Below are 21,299 nucleotides of genomic sequence, written 5' to 3'. Positions count from 1 at the left end.
CCCCGCCTCACCGGCGGGGCTTCTGCGTTTCCGGGGAGCGACCGGCGGTGGCTCGCGGCCGCCCCCGCTCACACCCCCGCATGAGCCGGCGCGGATTCCCGGCCGCCCGGATGCCGATGCCGCCAGACCCAGAAGACCGTGCAGGCCACCAGCGCCCATCCGCCCAGGACCAGGAACGGGAACGCGTGCTGGTGGCCGCCGAAGTACACCGCCGTGTGCTGCGCGTTCACCGATGCCCCCGGCGGCAGCCACCGTCCGATGTGACCGAGCACCGAGGGAAGCAGCGGCCAGGACACCGCGCCGCCCGACGACGGATTGCCGAGCAGGACCATCAGGCCCCATGTCGGGATCATCGCCCAGCGCCCGAAGAGGGTGTTGAACATCGTGAAGACCATGCCCGAGGTGAACATCGTCAGCGCCAGGATCAGCCACGACTCCACGAACGGCAGATCCACCGCCCCCAGCCACCAGTCCACGACCGCCGCGATGACGAAGGCGCCGAGGAGCGCGTACAGCGCCGTGAAGCCGATGCGTTCCGCCGGATTCAGCCCCCGCGCGTGCACGCTCAGCTGAATCGCCCCCACGAAGCCGATGATCACCGCGGCCAGCGAGATGTAGAAGATGGCGAGGCCCCGCGGATCGCCTTCCTGCAGCGGCTTGATGTCCTTCACGGTGACCGGCACCCCGACCTCCGCGCCCACCTTCGGCGCGGTCTCCGCGAGCACCTGCGCGACCGAGGCCCCGGACGCCCCCGAGACGTCCAGGGTGACCTTGTCGCCAGGACCCGCATCGAGGATCGCGAAGACCTGCTGCTCCTCCACGTCCTGCCGAGCCGCCGCCCGGCTGTCGTAGCGCCGCACCTCGAGCGAGGCGTTCAGCGCCTTCTCCATGCCGTCGAGGAAGGCCTTGCCCCGCCCCGTGTCCTGCGCGCCGACGACCGCCGTGGGGATCCGGTGGGGCGTCGGGTTCGCCATGGAGTACGTGTACGAACCCGCGAAGAGCCCCGCGGCGGCCGCCAGGATGAACACGAGCACGGTCGCGGGCAGGAACGGCGACTGCTTGAAGGCGGCCCACCGCTCGCTCCTCGTGGGAACCCGCCCGTGCGCACCGTGATCACCGTGGTCAGACATACGACCACGCTAAAACACCCAAAAGGGACTTACCCCTCCGGGGCCTCCACAGCCGCGTCCCGCTCACGGCTCCGCCGCCGTCCCCGCACCGCGAGCACCACCCCCACCAGCGCCACGACCCCGATCAGCAGCACCGCGTCCGGCACCGACCGCCCGAGCCGCCCCGCCCACTGCTCCACCGCGAACGAGTCGTCCACATCGAGCAGACCGGGCAGCGCGGTGGTCCCGTCGTACGCGAGGAAGAGCGCACCGAGCCCGATGAAGAACAGCCCGGACAGCAGCGAGGTCGTGTGCAGTTCGAAGCGCCCCACCGTGAACGTCCGCCCCCGCAGCCACCGCCGCCGCCCCAGGTCGAACCGCTCCCAGAGCAGCGCGAGCAGGAAGAGCGGCACGGCCATGCCGAGCCCGTAGACCGCGAGCAGCAGCCCTCCGTACACCGGACTCCCGCTCACCGCGGCGACCGTCAGGACGCTGCCGAGGATCGGTCCCGCGCAGAACCCGGCGAGCCCGTACACCGCCCCGAGCGCGTACACGGAGAACGCGGTGGTCGGTCTGATCCGCCCCGAAAGCTCGGCCATCTTCCGCGAGGCGAACCCCATGCCGAGGATCTGCAGCGCACCGAGCCCGATGATCAGCCACCCGGCGGCGAGCACCAGCTGGTCGCGGTGGCCGAAGAAGAACCGCCCCGCGAAGGACCCGGCCGCGCCGAGCGGCACCAGCGTGGTCGCGAGCCCGGCGTAGAAGATGCCGGTCCGCGCGACCAGGCGCGAGGCCGAGTCGATCGAGTACGCGAAGAAGGCGGGCAGCAGCAGCGCGCTGCACGGACTCACCAGAGCGAGCAGCCCGCCGAGGAACGCGGCGAAGTACCCCACATCGGCGGTCACTTGGAACCGCCCTTGCCGGCGGGCTTCGCGCTCTTGGCCGCCGCCTCGATCGCCTGGTCGAAGACCTGGTCCGGCTGCGCGCCCGAGATGGGCCGCCCGTTGACCAGGAAGGACGGCGTCGAGGTGGCCCCGAGGCCGTACGCCTCCTCCTGGTCCTTCTTCACCGCGGCCTTGGCGGCGTCGCTGTCCACGTCGGCGACGAACCGGTCGACGTCCTCGACCCCGGCGTCCTTCGCCAGCTCCTTCAGGCGGTCGTCGCCGAAGCCCTTCTCCTTGGAACCCTCGGCGTACGCGGCCTCGTGGAACTGCCAGAACCGGCCCTGCCGCCCCGCCGCCCACGCGCCGCGCGCGGCCCGCTCGGAGTCCTCGCCGAAGATCGGGAAGTTGCGCCACTCGATGCGCAGGGTGCCCTCGTCGACGTACTTCTTCACGAGGCCCGGCTCGGTGTCGCGGGCGAACTTGCCGCAGAAGCCGCACTTGAAGTCGGCGTACTCGACCATCACGACGGGCGCGTCCGCGCGCCCCTGGGCGAGCGGGTCCTTGGCGTCGCGGCGGGCGAGCTTCTCCAGCTCGGGGTAGACGCCGGGCTGCTCCCCGGCGGAGGGAGCCGAGCCCGCGGCCTCCTCCTTCACCGTGCTGCCGCCGGCGTCCTCGGGCTTGGTCGCGGTGTAGGAGGCGACGCCGAGCAGCACGGCGGCGACGGCGACGCCCGCGCCGATGGCGATGTTGCGGCTCTTGTTGTTCTGGGTCTTCTTGCTGCCGTTCTTGGGCATGGATGTGCTCTCTCTTGTCCTGTTGTACGTCGATGAAGGGCCCCTGAGTCAGGGGCCTCCTACACGCGCAGGATCGAGAGAGCTATCGGTGAGGGCGGGGTGAGCGCGGGCGGGGCCCGGCCCGGCGCCACCAGGAGAACGGCCTGGTCGGCGCCCCAGGAGCCGGACGCCGCGCGGGTGTCGTGCAGCGCGGGCAGCAGTTCGTACGCCGTTCCGGGGCGCTGCGGAGTGCCGGGGGCCTGGTCGCCGCCCCGGTCGGTGCCCTTGCCGCAGCCGGGCGAGCCCTGCGCGTCGGCCTCATGAGCGGCAGGGGCGGCCTCGTGGGCGGCGAACACCCCGGCGGCCTCGGCGGCCGTGGCCACCCGCTGCTGCGCGGCGGCCGCGGGCCCGCAGAACATCCCGAGCCCGAGCACGACGAGGAAGACCACCGCGAGGGGGCTCCAGGGTGTGCGGGTGCGGGTCGGCATGCCCGGAATCGTACGTGCTGCCCGGCGCCCCGCGGGAAATCGGTTCGCCACTGCCGAGGAGCGGGTGAGATCCTGGACGCCGTATGTCTACGCAGCCCGCCCTCGCCCTCGACACCCTCGCCCCCCGCCTCACCGAGCTCTCGCTGCGCGACGAGCACCGGATCGGCCGGCGGCTGGAGGGTGCGCGCCGGATCCGCAAGCCCGAGGCCCGTGCCGCCGTCCTCGCCGAGATCGCGGCGGACGTGGAGAAGGCCGAGGCGCGGATGGCCGAACGCGGCTCCCGTGTGCCCGCGATCACGTATCCGGAACAGCTGCCGGTCAGCCAGAAGAAGGACGAGATCGCCGAGGCGATCCGCGACCACCAGGTCGTGATCGTCGCGGGCGAGACCGGCTCCGGCAAGACGACGCAGATCCCCAAGATCTGTCTGGAGCTCGGCCGGGGCGTGCGCGGCATGATCGGCCACACCCAGCCGCGCCGCATCGCGGCCCGCACGGTCGCCGAGCGCGTCGCCGAGGAGATGAACACGCCGCTCGGCGAGGCCGTCGGCTGGAAGGTCCGCTTCACGGACCAGGTCAACCAGGACGGCACGTTCATCAAGCTGATGACGGACGGCATCCTGCTGGCCGAGATCCAGACGGACCGCGAGCTGCGCGCGTACGACACGATCATCATCGACGAGGCCCACGAGCGCTCGCTCAACATCGACTTCCTGCTCGGCTATCTGGCCCAACTGCTCCCGAAGCGCCCGGACCTGAAGGTCGTCATCACCTCGGCGACCATCGATCCCGAGAGGTTCTCCAGACACTTCGGGGACGCCCCGATCGTCGAGGTCAGCGGGCGCACGTATCCCGTCGAGGTCCGCTACCGCCCCCTCCTCGAAGAGGACAGCGAGGACTCGGACCGCGACCAGATCACCGCGATCACCGACGCCGTCGAGGAGCTCCAGGCCGAGGGCAAGGGCGACATCCTCGTCTTCCTCTCCGGAGAGCGCGAGATCCGCGACACGGCGGACGCGCTGAACAAGAAGAACTACAAGTTCACCGAGGTCCTCCCGCTCTACGCCCGGCTCTCGCACGCCGAGCAGCACCGCGTGTTCCAGCAGCACACGGGAAGACGCATCGTCCTCGCGACGAACGTCGCGGAGACCTCCCTGACCGTCCCCGGCATCAAGTACGTGATCGACCCGGGCACGGCCCGCATCTCCCGCTACAGCCACCGCACCAAGGTGCAGCGCCTGCCCATCGAGGCGATCAGCCAGGCCAGCGCCAACCAGCGCAAGGGCCGCTGCGGTCGTACGTCGGACGGCATCTGCATCCGCCTGTACAGCGAGGACGACTTCCTCGCCCGCCCCGAGTTCACGGACGCGGAGATCCTCCGCACGAACCTCGCCTCGGTCATCCTGCAGATGACGGCGGCCGGCCTGGGCGACATCGAGAAGTTCCCCTTCATCGACCCGCCGGACCACCGCAACATCCGTGACGGCGTCCAACTCCTCCAGGAACTGGGCGCGTTGGACCCCACCCAGAAGGACGTACGCAAGAGGCTGACGCAGCAGGGCCGCAAGCTCGCCCAGCTGCCCGTCGACCCGCGCCTGGCCCGGATGGTCCTGGAGGCCGACAAGAACGGCTGCGCACGCGAGGTCATGGTGATCGCCGCGGCGCTCTCCATCCAGGACCCGCGCGAGCGCCCCTCCGAGAAGCAGGCACAGGCCGACCAGCAGCACGCCCGCTTCAAGGACGAGACGAGCGACTTCCTCGCCTTCCTGAACCTGTGGCGGTACGTGCGCGAGCAGCAGAAGGAGCGCGGCTCGTCGTCCTTCCGCCGGATGTGCAAGGCGGAGTACCTGAACTTCCTGCGCATCCGCGAGTGGCAGGACATCTATACGCAGCTGCGTACGGTCGCCAAGCAGATGGGGATACACCTCAACGAGGACGACGCCCCGGAGCAGCACGTCCACATCTCGCTCCTGTCCGGCCTCCTGTCCCACATCGGGATGAAGGACGTGAAGGAGTCGAAGGAGAGCAGGTCCGCCAAGGACAACGACCCGAAGCAGCGCGGCGGCGGGCGGAACGAGTACATCGGCGCCCGGGGCGCCAAGTTCGCGGTCTTCCCGGGCTCGGCGCTCTTCAAGAAGCCCCCGCGCTTCATCATGTCGGCCGAGCTGGTGGAGACCTCGCGCCTGTGGGCCCGCGTGAACGCCCGCATCGAGCCGGAGTGGGTCGAGCCGCTCGCCCAGCACCTCCTGAAGCGGACGTACAGCGAACCGCACTGGGAGAAGGACCAGGCCGCGGTGATGGCGATCGAGAAGGTGACGCTGTACGGCGTCCCGATCGTCACCGACCGCAAGGTGAACTACGGCCGCATCGACCCCGAGGTCTCCCGCGACCTGTTCATCCGCAACGCGCTGGTGGAGGGCGACTGGCGCACGCACCACAAGTTCTTCGCCGCCAACCGCAAGCTCCTGACCGAGGTCGAGGAGCTGGAGCACCGCGCGCGGCGCCGCGACATCCTCGTCGACGACGAGACGCTCTTCGACTTCTACGACCAGCGGGTGCCCGCGGACGTCGTGTCGGGCGCGCACTTCGACTCCTGGTGGAAGAAGAAGCGAGCCGAAGCAGGGGGCGAGCCCGAACTGCTCGACTTCGAGCGGTCGATGCTGATCAACGAGAAGGCGGGGGACGTCTCCAAGGACGACTACCCCGACTCGTGGCGGCAGGGGCAGCTGAAGTTCAAGGTGACGTACCAGTTCGAGCCGGGCACGGACGCGGACGGCGTCACGGTCCACATCCCGCTCCAGGTCCTGAACCAGGTCACGGACGAGGGCTTCGACTGGCAGATCCCGGGCCTGCGCGAGGACGTGGTCATCGAGCTGATCCGCTCCCTGCCGAAGCCGATCCGCCGGAACTACGTCCCGGCGCCGAACTTCGCGAAGGCGTTCCTGGAGCGGGCGGTGCCGTTGCAGGAGCCGCTGCACGTCACGCTGGCGCGCGAGCTCCAGCGGATGGTCGGGGTCCCGGTCGCACCGGACGACTTCGACCTCACCCGCGTACCGGACCACTTGAAGATCACGTTCCGGATCACCGACGAGCGGCGCAGGAAGCTCGCCGAGGACAAGGACCTGGAAGCGCTCAAGCTTCGGCTGAAGCCGAAGGCCCGCAAGGCGCTCTCGCAGGCGGCCGCGGCGACGGCCGAGCGGACGGGCGGCGCGGCCGTCGAGCGCGCGGGCCTCACGGACTGGACCCTGGGCACGCTCACGCGCGTCTTCGAGACGCGCCGCGCCGGCCAGCCGGTGAAGGCGTACCCCGCGCTCGTGGACGACGGGGACACCGTCTCCGTACGCCTCTTCGACACCGAGGCGGAGCAGCAGCAGGCGATGTGGCGCGGCACGCGCCGCCTGATCCTGCGCAACATCCCGGTGAATCCGGCCAAGTTCGCCTCGGACAAGCTGAGCAACCAGCAGAAACTCGCCCTGTCCGCGAACCCGCACGGCTCCATGCAGGCGCTCTTCGACGACTGCGCGATGGCGGCGGCGGACAAGTTGATCGCGGACTTCGGCGGGCCCGTCTGGGACGAGGAGTCGTACCGCAAGCTCTTCGACAAGGTGCGCGCGGAGATCGTGGACACGACCGTGAAGGCGGTCGCCCAGGTGCAGCAGGTGCTTGCCGCCTGGCAGGCGTGCGAGCGGCGCCTGAAGTCGGCGAAGAGCCCCGCGCTGCTCGCGAACCTCTCGGACGTGCGGGAGCAGCTGAACTCCCTCATCAAGCCGGGCTTCGTGACGGAGACCGGCCTGCGGCGCCTTCCTGACCTGATGCGGTACATGGTGGCGGCGGACCGGCGCCTGCAGCAGATGCCGACGAACGTCCAGCGGGACACCACGCGCATGGAGAAGGTCCGCGAGATGCGGGACGAGTACCTGTGGCTCCTGGAGCAGATGCCGCAGGGCAGGCCCGTGCCGCAGGAGGTCCTGGACATCCGCTGGATGATCGAGGAACTCCGCGTCAGCTACTTCGCGCACGCGCTCGGCACGGCGTATCCCGTCTCGGACAAGCGGATCGTGAAGGCGATCGACGCGGCGGTTCCGTAACCGGGCAGGCACACAGGGTGAGTTCGACCGCCGGGCCTGCACTGCTGTACAGTCTCATCTCGCAGCGCAACGCAGAAACCAGCGCAGCGAAGCAAGGTCCTGTGGAGCAGTTTGGAGTGCTCGCCACCCTGTCAAGGTGGAGGCCGCGGGTTCAAATCCCGTCAGGACCGCATCAAGCAAGCGGGTCGCACCAGAAGGTGCGACCCGCTTTCGCGTTCACGGCGCCGCACCGTGGCCCCGCCCCCAGGCCCCCTCCACGCCCCCTGTGAATGCGGCCCGTTCTCGTGTTCGTGCCTTGACTGCGTCACATTCCGCCGGTAACCCAGACAGCAGGGAGCCGGCGGGAGGCTCCCCAGGAGGTGACGCATGTCCGCTTCTCCGGCGTCCGCGCGGCACGAGACGCGCGCCCTGTTGCGCGCACACCTCGCGGCGGCCACCAGCTACCGCCATCTGACGCGACACTGCCCGATCTGCCACCAACTGCTCAGGCTCGCCCTGGAGCCCTCTCAGCGCGGTTCTGACGGGTGCGAGGCGCCCGAGGCCGGTTTCGTCCGGCAGGGCGCCGTACGCGACGAGTCCGACCCCGACACCCCGTCCGGCGAGAAGTCCGGCGCCAGGTCCGGCGGCAAGCCCGGCACCAAGTCCGGCGGGGACGAAAGTCCCTCCAACGCATGACCAAAGCCGACGCATGGTCCGCCCCCTCGGTGGGAGGCTGTGAGTCACAGGGCTTCACATCACGCCGTGCCCCCACTAGCGCAAGGCCATCGCGCGCAACAAGATTCACGGCATGTGACGGGTGTCACCGAACAAGTTTTGGGAACCCCGGAACTTACACCCTCCCTACAACAGGCCAATTTAATATGTGCAATTGCACCACCTCCACAGCGCTCACCACGTGACCTCGCAGGGACCCCCCAGAGACCAACAAGGGCGCTCACGGACCCGCCCACCAGCAGATCCTCGGCACACAAAAAGATCGCGCTGGACCCGGCGGAGTCCAGCGCGATCAAACGACGCACCCATGAGTCTCGGGCGTGGATCCCGTTGGGGCGGGACCCTCGTCGCGTGTAGCTATATGTCGGACGTACGGCCAGGTTGGGGGACCCGGCAGCAGTGGTGCTCTTCGCCCGAGTTGTGCGGGTTACTGCTGGTTAAGCGGTAGTTCAGGCCTCGCTGCGCTGCTGCGGAATACCCGCGAGCAGTGCGCGGACCTCAGCCTCGCGGTAACGGCGGTGACCGCCGAGCGTGCGGATCGACGTGAGCTTGCCAGCCTTCGCCCAGCGCGTGACCGTCTTGGGGTCGACGCGGAACATCGTGGCGACCTCAGCCGGGGTCAGCAGCGGCTCGGCATCAGGGGTGCGAGCGGTCATGAGCGGCCTCCTCGGGAGAACCGAACCTTCTCGGTTCATTCCTCTAAATTCTGCACCTTGACCCGCGTTGCCCGAAATGGCGGACGCGAGTCGAGTCGGTTATAGGACGAACGGCTTGTCCTCGGCACTACAACTACACCATCCGTCCAGCCGCGTCGGCCAAACCGATGGAATTGCCCTCCCAGGTGTTCATCACCGACGGAAGCCGATGGACCATGCCATAGCGGACAGTCACGCCACAGTGACGATCAGTCACAGAGCGATCAGGAGTCAACAGACCCCCCATAGAGTGCAATGCTGAGCAATCCGCCCTTAGTTGGGCGGAAGGAGCCCTCCCCGGACTCCTTGTCCTATTTTGGCACGAGGGGGGGCGATGGGCGCAAGGGCCCAGTAAGTGCGGTCCATCACGCTTGAGGCAAAAGCCCGGATCGGGACCTACGTCCCGGAGCCGTCCTCGGTTCCGTTGCCGGAGCCGTCCTCGGTTCCGTTGCCGGAGCCGTCCTCAGTTCGCGAACTGAAGGTCCCGAACCGCCCGCCAACGTTCCACGAGCCTCGCATACGCCTCGCCGGCCACCTCGCCGTCGCCGTTGCGCAGCGCCTCGATTCCTTCGGCGACGTCCGCCGCCGAGTGGTCCTCGTCGAGCTCTTCGGCGGAGACCGCGTGCACGAGCCCTCCGTAGTCGAGCTCGACCAGGGAGCGCGGGTGGAACTCCTCGAGCCACCGGCCGACGTCGACGAGGCCGTCGATGAGCGGGCCCTCGTCCAGCGCTTCGCGCAGCGCCTTCAGACCGCGCGCGACCCGGCGCCGGGCCTGCACCATCGGGGTGCGGTAGCGCAGGACGGGCGGGGCGCCGGCCTTCTCGTCCCGCTCGTAGCTCCGCTCCTCGTCCGCGACGAGCACGAACCAGTGCAGCGGGACCTGCCACGTGGACGTACGGATCCAGGGGCGCGCGTCGGGGTTGCCGGCCAGCCACTCCTCGTAGTCCGCGGTCGTCTGGCGGCGCAGCACCGGCGGCAGCACCGCGTCCAGGACCGGCATCGGCAGCCGCTCGGCCAGCTCCCCCATGGCCTGCCAGCCGCGCAGCCTGGTCCGCCACGGGCAGACGCAGAGGACCCCGTCGACCTCCACGACGAAGGCGTCGCTGCTCTCGTGCACGGGCACGGGCACGGGCGGGGTCGGCACCAGGTCGGCCAGGGAGCGGCGGAGTTCGTCCTGGTAGGAGGGGAGGTCCCGGCGGCGGGCGTAGCGCGTCCAGTGGTCGCGCTCCGGCTGGGGGAAAGCGGCCAGCGGCTCGTACACACGCAGGTAGGACGCATATGGAACCGTCACCGATGACACCTTGGGCACGGCTGCTCTCTCCCCCGACTCCCGGCTGAAAAACCCCGCACAGCGTGCCATGGCCGAACTGCGTCGCACCCGCGCGTACTCCGGGAGAGGGGTGATCCTCCGGACTGGGCGGTCAAGGGCGGTGGACAGGCTCTAGTCTCATGCCCATCGGGCCGCCCGCCACCCTTACGGGGGCCCGCCCAACCGCCGCTATTCGACCGGGAGTCACCACAGTGACCGAAGCAGACAACGGCGTCCTGCACACCCTGTTCCACTCGGAGCAGGGGGGCCACGAGCAAGTCGTGCTCTGCCAGGACCGCGCCAGCGGCCTCAAGGCCGTCATCGCCCTCCACAGCACCGCCCTGGGCCCAGCCCTCGGCGGCACTCGTTTCTACCCGTACGCGACCGAGGAAGAGGCCGTCGCCGACGTGCTGAACCTCGCACGCGGGATGTCGTACAAGAACGCCATGGCCGGGCTCGACCACGGCGGCGGCAAGGCAGTGATCATCGGCGACCCCGAGCGGATCAAGAGCGAGGAACTCCTCCTCGCCTTCGGCCGCTTCGTCGCCTCCCTCGGCGGCCGGTACGTCACGGCCTGCGACGTCGGTACGTACGTCGCGGACATGGACGTCGTCGCCCGCGAGTGCCGCTGGACCACCGGGCGCTCCCCCGAGAACGGCGGCGCGGGCGACTCCTCCGTGCTCACCGCCTTCGGTGTCTTCCAGGGCATGCGCGCATCGGCCCAGCACCTGTGGGGCGACCCGACGCTGCGCGGCCGCAAGGTCGGCGTCGCCGGCGTCGGCAAGGTCGGGCACTACCTCGTGGAGCACCTGATCGAGGACGGCGCGGAGGTCGTGATCACGGACGTGCGCGAGGAGTCGGTGCGCCGGATCACCGACAGGCACCCCTCGGTGACGGCGGTGGCGGACACCGAGGCCCTGATCCGCGTCGAGGGGCTCGACATCTACGCTCCCTGCGCGCTCGGCGGCGCCCTGAACGACGAGACCGTGCCGGTGCTCACCGCGAAGGTGGTGTGCGGTGCGGCCAACAACCAGCTGGAGCACCCGGGTGTGGAGAAGGACCTCGCCGACCGCTCGATCCTGTACGCACCCGACTACGTGGTGAACGCGGGCGGCGTGATCCAGGTCGCCGACGAGCTGCGCGGCTTCGACTTCGACCGGTGCAAGGCGAAGGCGTCGAAGATCTTCGACACCACGCTCGCCATATTCGCTCGCGCAAAGGAAGACGGCATTCCGCCCGCCGCGGCGGCGGACAGGATCGCCGAGCAGCGGATGGCGGAGGCACTCGGACGCTGATCTCCCGCTCGCCCCTCGGGGGCCGTACGACGTTTTGACAGGGCCCCGTCGACGTACACGAGAGACAAGACTCACCCCCGTCGGCGGGTCGCCCGACAAGAAGAGGTTAAAATCGCAGTTGACCAGCGAGGACGGGGCTCCTCGCGGGTTGTGCGCCGAGGCGCGTCCTGCGGGCGACGTACCGTATGGCCGCAGGAGCAGGTACCGTGGAAGCCCTACGGACCGGTCTCTCCACGGAGAGCCCGTTCCAGATCATGAACGCGTGTCAAGACTCTGGGGCCGTCGAGCCCCGTATCCGAGGGGGTCGAGCCATGGGGCGCGGCCGGGCAAAGGCCAAGCAGACGAAGGTCGCCCGCCAGCTGAAGTACAGCAGCGGCGGGACGGATCTGTCGCGTCTGGCCAATGAGCTGGGCGCTTCGACTTCGCAACAGCCGCCGAATGGCGAGCCGTTCGAGGACGACGACGAGGAAGACGACCCGTACGCCCAGTACGCGGATCTGTATAACGACGACGAGGACGAGGACGACGAGTCCGGTCCGTCGTCGCAGCGCCGCGGCGCTTGACCTCGTTGCATACGCAGTATTTGTTGCTTACGCAGTATTCGCAGTTCTCATAGCAACTGCACCTCACCCGGTCCGGGGTGGTCACCACACCGGACCGGGTTTTGTGCTGCCCCAAGGGCAGCACCAGAGCCCTACTTCGCGTAGTCACCGATGAGCTCGGCGCCCGTCGCGCGGTCGCCCCGGTCGGTGATCTCGCCCGCGACCCAGGCCTCCACGCCGCGGTCGGCGAGGGTGGTGAGCGCCGCGTCCGCCGACTCCTCGGGGACGATCGCGATCATGCCGACGCCCATGTTCAGCGTCTTCTCCAGCTCCAGGCGCTCGACCTGACCGGTCCTGCCGACCACGTCGAAGACCGCGCCCGGGGTCCACGTCTCGCGGTCGACGATCGCGTGCAGATGGTCCGGGATCACGCGGGCGAGGTTCGCCGCGAGGCCGCCGCCGGTGATGTGGCTGAAGGCGTGGACGTCCGTGGTGCGGGTGAGCGCCAGGCAGTCCAGGGAGTAGATCTTGGTGGGCTCCAGGAGCTCCTCGCCGAGCGTGCGGCCGAACTCCTCGACCTGGCGGTCCAGGGACCAGCCCGCGCGGTCGAAGACCACGTGCCGGACCAGCGAGTACCCGTTGGAGTGAAGACCGGACGACGCCATGGCGATCACCGCGTCACCCTTACGGATGCGATCCGGGCCGAGCAGGCGGTCGGCCTCGACCGCGCCCGTGCCGGCGCCCGCGACGTCGAAGTCGTCCGGGCCGAGCAGGCCCGGGTGCTCGGCCGTCTCGCCGCCGACCAGCGAGCAGCCCGCGAGGACACAGCCCTCGGCGATGCCCTTCACGATGGCGGCGACGCGCTCGGGGTGGACCTTGCCCACGCAGATGTAGTCGGTCATGAAGAGCGGCTCGGCGCCGCACACGACGATGTCGTCCATGACCATCGCGACGAGGTCGTGTCCGATGGTGTCGTAGACGCCCATCTGGCGGGCGACGTCGACCTTCGTGCCGACGCCGTCGGTCGCGGAGGCGAGCAGGGGGCGCTCGAAGCGCTTGAGGGCGGAGGCGTCGAAGAGCCCGGCGAAGCCGCCGAGGCCGCCGAGGCCCGCGACCTCGGGGCGCTGGGTCTTCTTGACCCACTCCTTCATCAGCTCGACGGCGCGGTCGCCCGCTTCGATGTCTACGCCTGCGGCCGCGTAGCTGGCACCGGTGGTCTCAGACATGGGTGGTGAGAGCTTTCGTGTCGTTACTACGTGGGGCTTACGGGCGACGGATCGCGTCGGCCGCTGCCGTGGCGGCAGGGCCTGCCGCCAGCTCCGTCTCCAGGAGCTGCTTGCCGAGCAGCTCGGGGTCGGGCAGCTCCATCGGGTACTCGCCGTCGAAGCAGGCGCGGCAGAGGTTCGGCTTGTCGATGGTGGTGGCCTCGATCATGCCGTCGATGGAGATGTACGAGAGGGAGTCGGCGCCCAGCGAGGTGCCGATCTCCTCGATGGTCATGCCGTTGGCGATGAGCTCGGCGCGGGTCGCGAAGTCGATGCCGAAGAAGCACGGCCACTTCACGGGCGGGGACGAGATCCGGATGTGGACCTCGGCGGCGCCGGCCTCGCGGAGCATCTTGACCAGGGCGCGCTGGGTGTTGCCGCGGACGATCGAGTCGTCGACGACCACCAGCTTCTTGCCCTTGATGACTTCCTTGAGGGGGTTCAGCTTGAGGCGGATGCCGAGCTGGCGGATCGTCTGCGAGGGCTGGATGAAGGTCCGGCCGACGTAGGCGTTCTTGACCAGGCCCGCGCCGAAGGGGATGCCCGACGCCTCCGCGTAACCGATCGCGGCGGGGGTGCCGGATTCGGGAGTCGCTATGACGAGGTCGGCCTCGACCGGAGCTTCCTTGGCGAGTTTCCGGCCCATCTCGACGCGCGAGAGGTAGACGTTCCGGCCCGCGATGTCCGTGTCGGGGCGCGCCAGATAGACGTACTCGAAGACGCAGCCCTTGGGCTTCGCTTCCGCGAATCGGGACGTTCGCAGTCCGTTCTCGTCGATGGCCACGAACTCGCCGGGCTCGATCTCGCGGACGAAGCTGGCGCCGCAGATGTCGAGCGCCGCGGACTCCGAGGCGACGACCCAGCCGCGCTCCAGGCGGCCGAGCACCAGCGGGCGGATGCCCTGCGGGTCGCGGGCGGCGTACAGCGTGTGCTCGTCCATGAAGACGAGGGAGAAGGCGCCCCGCACGTCCGGGAGGACCTTGGCGGCGGCTTCCTCTATGGTCAGCGGCTTGCCGTCGTCGTCGGTCTGGCCCGCGAGGAGAGCCGTCACCAGGTCGGTGTCGTTGGTCGCGGCGACCTGCGTCGCGCGGCCGTTCTCCTTCGGCAGTTCGGCGACCAGCTCGGCGAGCTGGGCCGTGTTGACGAGGTTGCCGTTGTGCCCGAGCGCGATGGAGCCGTGCGCGGTCGCACGGAACGTCGGCTGGGCGTTCTCCCAGACGGAGGCTCCGGTGGTCGAGTAGCGGGCGTGACCGACCGCGATATGACCCTGGAGGGATCCGAGAGAGGTTTCGTCGAAGACCTGGGACACGAGGCCCATGTCCTTGAAGACGAGGATCTGGGAGCCGTTGCTGACCGCGATTCCCGCGGATTCCTGGCCCCGATGCTGGAGGGCGTAGAGCCCGAAGTACGTGAGCTTTGCGACCTCTTCGCCCGGAGCCCAGACACCGAAGACGCCACACGCGTCCTGGGGGCCTTTCTCGCCGGGGAGCAGATCGTGATTGAGTCGACCGTCACCACGTGGCACGGCACCGAGTGTAGGCGAGATCGACCACTGGTCCGAATTGGGGATACGGAATCTGTACGGACCGTGATCGCGGTGACGGTCGGCTCCCGTTGTCGCACGGTTTGTCGCTGGGCCTCACTTGAGGCCGAGCAGACCGCCCAGGATCACGCCGAGGTCGAGGCCCGTGGAGACTTCCGTGTTCACGTTCAGGCCCAGGTCGAGGCTGAGGTCGGCGTCCGCCTGCAGGGACAGGTCGGTGTCCGCGGTGAGCAGGGCGGTGCCCGCGGCGACGGCTTCCACGCCGAGGCCCGCGTTGAGGCGTGCGGCCAGGGCCGCGTCGACCTTCACGTCGGCGTTCAGCGAGACGGAGTTCGCGGCGGTGTCGACGGTCTTCTTGTCCAGGGCGGCCCGCTCGAAGGTGCCGAGCTTGACCTCGGCGGTGCCCTTGGCGTCGTGGAGCGTGCCGATCAGGACGCCGGTGGACAGGTCCGCCTCCAGGCCGGAGAGGGTCACGCCCGCCTTGGTCTTCACGTTCACCAGGCCGAGGCAGGTCTTGGCGAAGGTCAGCTTGCCGCCGACCTTGGCGTCCACCGCGGCGATGTCGCCGGCCGTCACACCGAGGCTGAGGGCGGTCACGGGCGGTACGTAGGGCTTGCCCTTGGGGTCCTTGGGGACCTTGCAGTCGGTGGTCAGCTGGGTGAGGACGACGCCCTTGGCCTTGAGGCCCGCGAGCAGCTCGGCGTCGAGCGTGAGCTTGACGAAGCCGCCGTCGACGGGGACGTCCTTCGCGGGCTTGGCCTCCTTGGCCGGGGGCGGGGGCGGCTCGGCGGCCGATGCGGTGGCGGGGACGGCGGTGAGGGCGAGGGCGAACAGGGCAGTCGTCGCGGTGGCGCGGGGGGATATGCGTCGCATGGGAGTGCCTTCTTCTTGGGGTTCTGTGGATACGTACGTGAATGAGTACGCACAGTCAGCCAAGGGGACTCTGCGTGTTCTCGCGATTTCAGGGGGTGCGTACGGAGTACGAAGCCCGTGTGAACAGGCGGGCCAGATCGTTGACACGTACACGATGCCCCGGCCAGGCTCCTGGCCCATGCAGCCCCTCAGTGGCCCGACGGTCACGCTTGTGGAGCGCCGCCACGTAGACCTCGTCCGTGTCGCGAGCGCGATCTGTCGCTGCGCTGCCTGAACCCCGCCTCCCTCCCTCTTCTCCTTTCTCTCCGTTCAGGAGCGCTCCCGTGTCCCGTCATGAATCCAAGCTGTCCCGGCGTGCCTTCGGCGGCGTCGTCAGCGCCTCCGCTGCCGCCGCCGCGGTCGGGCTGCCCGCAGCCGAGGCGCAGGCCCAAGTCGCCGACGGGGAAAGGCCGTTCAGGGCCGCGCCGCACCGGCGGGCCAAGCGGCCCAACATTCTCTTCATCCTCGGCGACGACCTCGGCTGGGCCGATCTGTCCGCCTACGGCTCGCCGCACATCAAGACCCCGAACCTGGACCGCCTCGCGCGCCAGGGCGTGCGGTTCACCGACGCCTACTCCGGGTCCGCGACCTGCTCGCCCACCCGCTTCAGCCTCTACACGGGCCGCTTCCCGGGGCGGACGAAGGGCGGGCTCGCGGAGCCCATCGCCGACAAGTCCGTGGGGCTCGAACCGACGCACCCCACGCTCGCCTCGCTCCTTCGCGACGCCGGGTACGCGACCGCGCTGATCGGCAAGTGGCACTGCGGCTATCTGCCGGACCACTCCCCCACCAAGTCGGGCTGGGACGAGTTCTTCGGGAACTTCGGCGGGGCCCTGGAGTACTACTCGAAGCTGGGGCTCGGCGGCGAGTACGACCTCTACGAAGGCGACGTGCGGGAGGGCGACGCCGAGTACAAGGACCTGCGGTACTACACGCGCATCCTGACCGAACGCGCGAGCGAGTACGTGCGGCGTGACCACGGGGACAAGCCGTGGCTGCTCAACCTCAACTTCACCACCCCGCACTGGCCTTGGATCGCCGACGGGGACGAGGAGGAGAGCGCCGAGATCGTACGGCGGATCAAGGCGGGCCAGAAGGGTGCGCTCTGGCACCAGGACGGCGGCTCCGTCGAGAAGTACACGGAGATGGTGCAGGATCTGGACCGGTCGATCGGTGAAGTGCTGCGCGCCCTGAAGAAGTCCGGGCAGGAGCGGGACACGCTCGTGTTCTTCGCGTCGGACAACGGCGGCGAGCGCTTCTCGTACAACTGGCCGCTGTCCGGCAACAAGGGCTCGCTCAAGGAGGGCGGGATCCGCGTGCCGACGATCGTGCGGTGGCCCGCGCGGATCGACGGCGGGCAGGTCAGCGACGAGCCCGTCTACACGCCGGACTGGACGGCGACCCTTCTGGAGATCGCCGGGGCCCGGCCCAACTCCGCGTATCCGCTGGACGGCACGAGCCTCGCGCCCTATCTGCTGAAGGGCGAGGAGGTCGCCGAGCGCGAGCTGTTCTGGCGGGTGCGCGGGGAGCGGGCGCTGCGGCGCGGGGACTGGAAGTACTACCAGGGCAAGGGCGGGGGCGACCAGCTGTTCAACCTCGCGGACGACCGGCGGGAGCAGGCCGACCGGAGCGCCGCCGAGCCCGCGCTGCTCACGGAGTTGAAGGCGGCGTGGGAGCGGACGGACAAGGGGTTGCTGCCGTACCCGGCTCAGGGTGGAGGGGCCTGAGCCGGGTACGGAGCAGGGCTACTTGACGTCGTTCTTCTGCTTGTCGTCGTTCTTCTGCTTGTCGTCGCTCTTCTGCGCGGCGTTCGCGTGGATCACCGTGCCGTCGGCGGCGGTGAGCGTCAGCACGTCCTGCTTCACCTCGTAACTCGCCTTGCCGTCGAAGAGCTTGAGGAGCTTGCGTTCGGTCGTCATCGCGTCACCCGGGCACATCTTCCGGGTGCTCGCGGGGGTGCCGAACGTGACCTTGCCGTCCTTCGCCTCGGCCTTGGCGGTGACGTCGTTGCAGCCGAGGTTGCCGCGCACCTTGCCGTCCTTGCCGAAGGTCAGATGGACCTTGCCGGACACCGCCTTGGGCAGGGTGGCGGTCACCTTGCCGTCGCCGATGCCGTTCACCGTCCACTTGGTGCCGGTGAGCGGGGCGTCGGGCTCCGCCGGCTTCGAGGTGAAGTCCACGCGGTCTCCCCTGGCCGTGGTGAGGGTCATGCGGTCGCCGTCCACCTTGGCGGTGAACTTCTCCTTGCCGAGGGCGCGCGAGAGGTCCTCCTCGAACTTCATGCGGCCGTCCTCGCAGGCCATGTTCGTCATCTGGGTCTCGCCGAAGTCCAGGGTGTCGCCCCGGACCGAGACCTTGGCACCGACGTGGTTGCAGCCGTAGCTGCCGCCGGCCTGTCCGTCCTTGCCTATCTTGAGATGGGCGCCGGCCGGGGCGTCGTACTTCTTCCCGCCCACGGTGAGGCTGTCGACGTTCCACCGGACGCCGGTGATGGGCAGCTCGGTCTTCACGGAACGGCCGCCGGAGCCGCCTTCGGAGCCGGCTCCCGACTCGGTGCCGCATGCGGTGAGCAGCAGCCCGGCGGAGGCCAGCGCGGTCAGGGTGAGGGTCAGACGCTGCGTGTGCATGACGATGTGACGGGGCAAGTGGGGGTACCGGTTCCATCCCCCGCCGATCGCCCGCCGATCACCCCATGATCGGCAGCAGCCCCGCCAGGTCGGCCCGCTCCCCGCTCGCGCTGACCTGCGCGGCGTCCAGGGCCGTCGCCCAGTCCGTACGTCCGGTCGCGAGGCGGATCCAGGTGAGCGGGTCGGTCTCGACGACGTTCGGCGGGGTGCCGCGGGTGTGCCGCGGGCCCTCCACGCACTGCACGACCGCGTACGGCGGGACGCGCACCTCGGTCGACGCGCCCGGGGCCTTCACCGCGAGGGCGTCGGCGAGCAGCCGGGTGCAGGCGGCCACGCACTGGCGGTCGTACGCCACGTCGAGGCCCGGCACCGCGTCGTTCAAGTCGTCGGTGTGGACGGTGAGTTCGACGGTACGGGTGACCAGGAAGTCGCCGAGGGTCATGGCGCCGAAGCGGGACTGCACCAGGCGCTCGTCCGGGGCGGCGGCCAGGGACTCCTCGATGCCGATGAGGGTGCGCGTGAACAGCTCGTCGAGTTCCGTGCCGGCGCTCTCCGCGATGGCGCGGGTGTCCTCGTCGACCTGGGCGGCGGCGGTGATCGTCGCGAACGGCCAGTCCATGAGCGGGACTTCGTGCTTTGCGGGCTCGGGCATGCCCAGGTAGCGGTGGACGGTGCCGAGGACCATGGCGAGGTGCGCCGAGAGTTCGTGCACGGTCCAGTCCCCGAGGCGCGTGGGCCGCGCGAGCTGCTCGGGCGTGAGGGTGCTGACGGCGTCTCGTACGTGGCCGAACTGGGTGAGCACGGCGGTGCGGATCTTGGCGGGGTCGTACGTGCGCGTGCGCTTCTTGGCCGGTGGCATGGTGCCGAGCCTAAGCCTTCTCCGGATACCCCTGAAGCCCCTTTTCCACCAGGTCGAAGGCGCGCTCGGCGAGGGCCGCGCAGTCGTCGGCCATGTCCTCGGCCTTGTCGCCCGCGACCAGGCGCCGGTGGTTCTCCAGGATGACCGCGTTCCGCGCGGCGACGAGCTGCTGGGCGGCGATGCTCGCCATGAGCCGGTCGCCGGTCTCCTCGGCGAGCACGTCGGCGAGGAGCTTGACGCCGCGCATCTGGAAGAGCATGGCCCTGCGTGCCAACGCCGGTGTGTCGCTGATGAGTTGGCGCAGCTGGACCAGGCGCGCGTCGTCGGAGAGGCCGATGGAGGGATCACGCTCGGCGATCTTGTCCAGGAACTGGCGGCGGATCGCGTCGACCGCGGACTCACCGGGCCCACGGCGGCGCACGGCGTCAGCGGCGTCCCCGACGTGCTCCTCCATGGGGCCGAGGAGCACGTCCTCCTTGGTTCCGAAGTAGTTGAAGACCGTCATCTTCGAGACCTCGGCAGCAGCGGCGATCTCCGCGACGGAGACCTTGTCGTAGCCGCGCTCCAGGAAGAGGTCGAGCGCGGTCCGCCAGATCCGCGACGCGGTCTGCCGCTTCTTGCGCTCACGCAGCCCCAGGGGTTCCTCAGCCATTCCCGCACTGTACGGGGCGCCCCCTGGTTCAACTGACCGTGGTCGAGGCCTCGGCCACGGTGAACACCTCGCCGTTCGCCGGCACGCCGACCCCGCGCCAGGTGAAGGGAACGCCCCGTGCCGTGTCCAGGTCGGGCCCGTCCATCAGCTGGAAGTGCACGTGCGGCTCGGTGGAGTTGCCGGAGTTGCCGCACTGGCCGAGCACCTGCCCGGCCAGGACCTTGTCGCCGGCGCGGACCTTCAGCGAGCCCTGCCGGACGTGTGCGTACACGGCGTACGTTCCCTCTCCGAGGTCGAGGACGACGTGGTTGCCGACGATGCGGCGGGTGCCGCCGATGCTCCGGCCGACGCCCTCGATCAGCCAGAAGTACAGGACCCCGGCGAGGGAGCTGCGGCTGAGGTGGTCGCGCTGGCCGTCCTCGGCGTGCACGACGGTGGCGTCGGCCACCGCGTACAGCGGCGCCCCGAAGGCGGGGAAGTCCTGGTTGCGCCAGGCGATGGGCCAGAACCACACCGGCCTCGGACGGCCGTGCTCCGGGTCCTCCGACTCGGCCGTGATGTCGATCGCGTAGGTCTGCCCGAGGCTGTGCGTACCGTGGCTCGGCACCTTGTCGGCGGGGCTGTTGAGGGCGGACCAGCGGCCGGTGACCGGGGGCTCGACCTCGACCGGCGCCGGGCGCTCCACCGCGATCTGCTGCTGGACGGAGCGGCGGGTCACCACGCTGATGGCGATCGCGCCGAGCGCGGGCAGCCAGCCCAGCCAGTAGTTGTAGGGCAGGTCCACGAAGGAGCTGGCGATGGCCTGGGCGAAGAAGACCAGCCAGAGCACACGCTTGACCAGCGCGGCGATTTTGCGTTGACCAACGGACACAACATCCCCCTCGTACGGAACTCGTACGGAAACTCGTCACTGAAAACGGTCAGGCCACCGGACGCGCGGCCGTGAGCACCACGAGCAGCGGCACCACCCGCCCGACAGGAACCTGGTAGCGGCCGCGCTCCGTGGTGTGCAGCCAGCCCGCGCCGGTCAGTTGGCGCAGGTGGTGGTAGATCTGGCCGGTCGTGCCGATGTCCTCAAGACCGGCCAGCTCGGCGGCGGTGCGCAGACCGCCGAGGATCTCCCGCAGCAGCCGAAGCCGTACGGGATTGCCGAGCGCGGCGAAGGAGTCGGCGAGTTCGGACCAGTCGCCCTCGAAGACCGTCTCGGTGAGCTGGCCGTACTGCCACTCGTACCGATGTCCCGTCGGCACGCGCACCGCTCCGGTGAACAGGACCGCGCCGTCCGCGTCGTCGGACACCGGGTGCCGGGCCTTCAGCGCGTCGAGGGCCCAGAAGTCGCCCTCGCCCACGGCGGGCGCGGCCGGTCCCGCGCTCTCCAGCTCCGCCATGCGCCGCTCCAGCTCGGCGACGCGCTCTTCCAGATTCATGATCTTGAGATTACGTAGTTACGTAATTACGCGCAACCCCGAACTCCGCACGCGTGACGCACCCGGCCCCCGAGAACGCCGAAGCCCCCGCCCGGACCAGGTCCAAGCGGGGGCTTCGAG

Annotated in this window: 20 protein-coding genes and 1 tRNA gene; 7 read left to right on the top strand and 14 right to left on the bottom strand. The window is 69.6% G+C overall.

The annotated features are described in order from the left end of the window. Window positions 1–68: 68 nt before the first annotated feature. The 4 genes from AB0B50_RS30605 to AB0B50_RS30590 are packed head-to-tail and all read right to left on the bottom strand — an operon-like array spanning window position 69 to window position 3,254. Complete coding sequence (locus tag AB0B50_RS30605) at window positions 69–1,130, bottom strand: ABC transporter permease (protein WP_362338953.1); 1,062 nt, start codon at window positions 1,128–1,130, stop codon at window positions 69–71. 29 nt (window positions 1,131–1,159) lie between these two features. Further along, complete coding sequence (locus tag AB0B50_RS30600) at window positions 1,160–2,014, bottom strand: cytochrome c biogenesis CcdA family protein (protein ID WP_362338951.1); 855 nt, start codon at window positions 2,012–2,014, stop codon at window positions 1,160–1,162. Beyond that, on the bottom strand, window positions 2,011–2,787 hold the full coding sequence (locus AB0B50_RS30595) for a DsbA family protein (protein WP_362338949.1): 777 nt from the start codon (window positions 2,785–2,787) through the stop codon (window positions 2,011–2,013). Before AB0B50_RS30595 ends, AB0B50_RS30600 begins: the two co-directional genes overlap by 4 nt. Before the next feature lie 59 nt (window positions 2,788–2,846). Further along, window positions 2,847–3,254: a hypothetical protein gene (locus tag AB0B50_RS30590; protein ID WP_362338947.1), complete on the bottom strand. Its 408-nt coding sequence runs from the start codon at window positions 3,252–3,254 to the stop codon at window positions 2,847–2,849. Between the two features lie 83 nt (window positions 3,255–3,337). Between AB0B50_RS30590 and hrpA the strand changes: the two genes are divergently transcribed. From hrpA to AB0B50_RS30575, 3 genes are all read left to right on the top strand, one after another. Beyond that, window positions 3,338–7,339, top strand: a complete 4,002-nt coding sequence (gene hrpA / locus AB0B50_RS30585) for an ATP-dependent RNA helicase HrpA (RefSeq protein ID WP_362338945.1) — start codon at window positions 3,338–3,340, stop codon at window positions 7,337–7,339. Between the two features lie 95 nt (window positions 7,340–7,434). Continuing rightward, window positions 7,435–7,509, top strand: a tRNA-Asp gene (locus tag AB0B50_RS30580). Window positions 7,510–7,705: 196 nt separating this feature from the next. Beyond that, a complete protein-coding gene (locus AB0B50_RS30575) occupies window positions 7,706–8,014 on the top strand; it encodes a DUF6274 family protein (protein ID WP_362338943.1) in 309 nt (102 codons plus the stop codon). Between the two features lie 488 nt (window positions 8,015–8,502). On the opposite strand, the gene bldC is transcribed toward AB0B50_RS30575, so the two are convergent. After that, window positions 8,503–8,709, bottom strand: a complete 207-nt coding sequence (gene bldC / locus AB0B50_RS30570) for a developmental transcriptional regulator BldC (protein WP_003949541.1) — start codon at window positions 8,707–8,709, stop codon at window positions 8,503–8,505. Between the two features lie 502 nt (window positions 8,710–9,211). Further along, window positions 9,212–10,057: a hypothetical protein gene (locus tag AB0B50_RS30565; RefSeq protein ID WP_362338941.1), complete on the bottom strand. Its 846-nt coding sequence runs from the start codon at window positions 10,055–10,057 to the stop codon at window positions 9,212–9,214. A 212-nt stretch (window positions 10,058–10,269) separates the two neighbouring features. Between AB0B50_RS30565 and AB0B50_RS30560 the strand changes: the two genes are divergently transcribed. Then, window positions 10,270–11,352 carry a Glu/Leu/Phe/Val dehydrogenase dimerization domain-containing protein gene (locus AB0B50_RS30560; protein ID WP_362338939.1) on the top strand — a complete coding sequence of 361 codons (1,083 nt, stop codon included), beginning with the start codon at window positions 10,270–10,272 and terminating at the stop codon, window positions 11,350–11,352. Window positions 11,353–11,663: 311 nt separating this feature from the next. Then, window positions 11,664–11,915, top strand: a complete 252-nt coding sequence (locus AB0B50_RS30555; protein ID WP_361172967.1) for a DUF3073 domain-containing protein — start codon at window positions 11,664–11,666, stop codon at window positions 11,913–11,915. Between the two features lie 131 nt (window positions 11,916–12,046). Here the strand turns inward: AB0B50_RS30555 and purM are convergent, their stop codons facing one another. The 3 genes from purM to AB0B50_RS30540 all read right to left on the bottom strand — a co-directional run bounded on the left by purM (window position 12,047) and on the right by AB0B50_RS30540 (window position 15,575). Next, the gene (purM, locus tag AB0B50_RS30550) at window positions 12,047–13,120 is read right to left on the bottom strand and encodes a phosphoribosylformylglycinamidine cyclo-ligase (protein ID WP_362338937.1); all 1,074 of its coding nucleotides are present in this window, start codon (window positions 13,118–13,120) and stop codon (window positions 12,047–12,049) included. A gap of 37 nt (window positions 13,121–13,157) precedes the next feature. Next, on the bottom strand, window positions 13,158–14,684 hold the full coding sequence (gene purF / locus AB0B50_RS30545) for an amidophosphoribosyltransferase (RefSeq protein WP_362338935.1): 1,527 nt from the start codon (window positions 14,682–14,684) through the stop codon (window positions 13,158–13,160). A 114-nt stretch (window positions 14,685–14,798) separates the two neighbouring features. After that, window positions 14,799–15,575 (bottom strand): hypothetical protein, encoded by a 777-nt coding sequence (locus AB0B50_RS30540; protein WP_362338933.1) that lies wholly within the window; start codon window positions 15,573–15,575, stop codon window positions 14,799–14,801. Here AB0B50_RS30540 and AB0B50_RS30535 point away from each other — a divergent pair. Together AB0B50_RS30535 and AB0B50_RS30530 are read left to right on the top strand one after the other, a co-directional pair. Next, a complete protein-coding gene (locus tag AB0B50_RS30535; RefSeq protein WP_362338931.1) occupies window positions 15,565–15,849 on the top strand; it encodes a putative leader peptide in 285 nt (94 codons plus the stop codon). The genes AB0B50_RS30540 and AB0B50_RS30535 overlap by 11 nt on opposite strands. 49 nt (window positions 15,850–15,898) lie before the next feature. Then, a complete protein-coding gene (locus AB0B50_RS30530; protein ID WP_362338929.1) occupies window positions 15,899–17,341 on the top strand; it encodes a sulfatase-like hydrolase/transferase in 1,443 nt (480 codons plus the stop codon). Between the two features lie 18 nt (window positions 17,342–17,359). On the opposite strand, the gene AB0B50_RS30525 is transcribed toward AB0B50_RS30530, so the two are convergent. The 5 genes from AB0B50_RS30525 to AB0B50_RS30505 are packed head-to-tail and all read right to left on the bottom strand — an operon-like array spanning window position 17,360 to window position 21,179. Next, a complete protein-coding gene (locus AB0B50_RS30525; protein WP_362338927.1) occupies window positions 17,360–18,241 on the bottom strand; it encodes an META domain-containing protein in 882 nt (293 codons plus the stop codon). 58 nt (window positions 18,242–18,299) lie between these two features. Next, a complete protein-coding gene (locus tag AB0B50_RS30520; protein WP_362338925.1) occupies window positions 18,300–19,100 on the bottom strand; it encodes a sterol carrier family protein in 801 nt (266 codons plus the stop codon). 10 nt (window positions 19,101–19,110) lie between these two features. Next, the gene (locus tag AB0B50_RS30515) at window positions 19,111–19,752 is read right to left on the bottom strand and encodes a TetR/AcrR family transcriptional regulator (RefSeq protein ID WP_362338924.1); all 642 of its coding nucleotides are present in this window, start codon (window positions 19,750–19,752) and stop codon (window positions 19,111–19,113) included. A 28-nt stretch (window positions 19,753–19,780) separates the two neighbouring features. Then, the gene (locus AB0B50_RS30510; RefSeq protein ID WP_362338922.1) at window positions 19,781–20,623 is read right to left on the bottom strand and encodes a M23 family metallopeptidase; all 843 of its coding nucleotides are present in this window, start codon (window positions 20,621–20,623) and stop codon (window positions 19,781–19,783) included. A 49-nt stretch (window positions 20,624–20,672) separates the two neighbouring features. After that, window positions 20,673–21,179 (bottom strand): helix-turn-helix domain-containing protein, encoded by a 507-nt coding sequence (locus AB0B50_RS30505; RefSeq protein WP_362338920.1) that lies wholly within the window; start codon window positions 21,177–21,179, stop codon window positions 20,673–20,675. Window positions 21,180–21,299: the final 120 nt, after the last annotated feature.

Source organism: Streptomyces sp. NPDC041068 (assembly GCF_040647455.1).
GTDB lineage: Bacteria > Actinomycetota > Actinomycetes > Streptomycetales > Streptomycetaceae > Streptomyces.
Note: the sequence above shows the minus strand (reverse complement) of the source record. Positions and strands in the feature narration are given on the sequence as shown.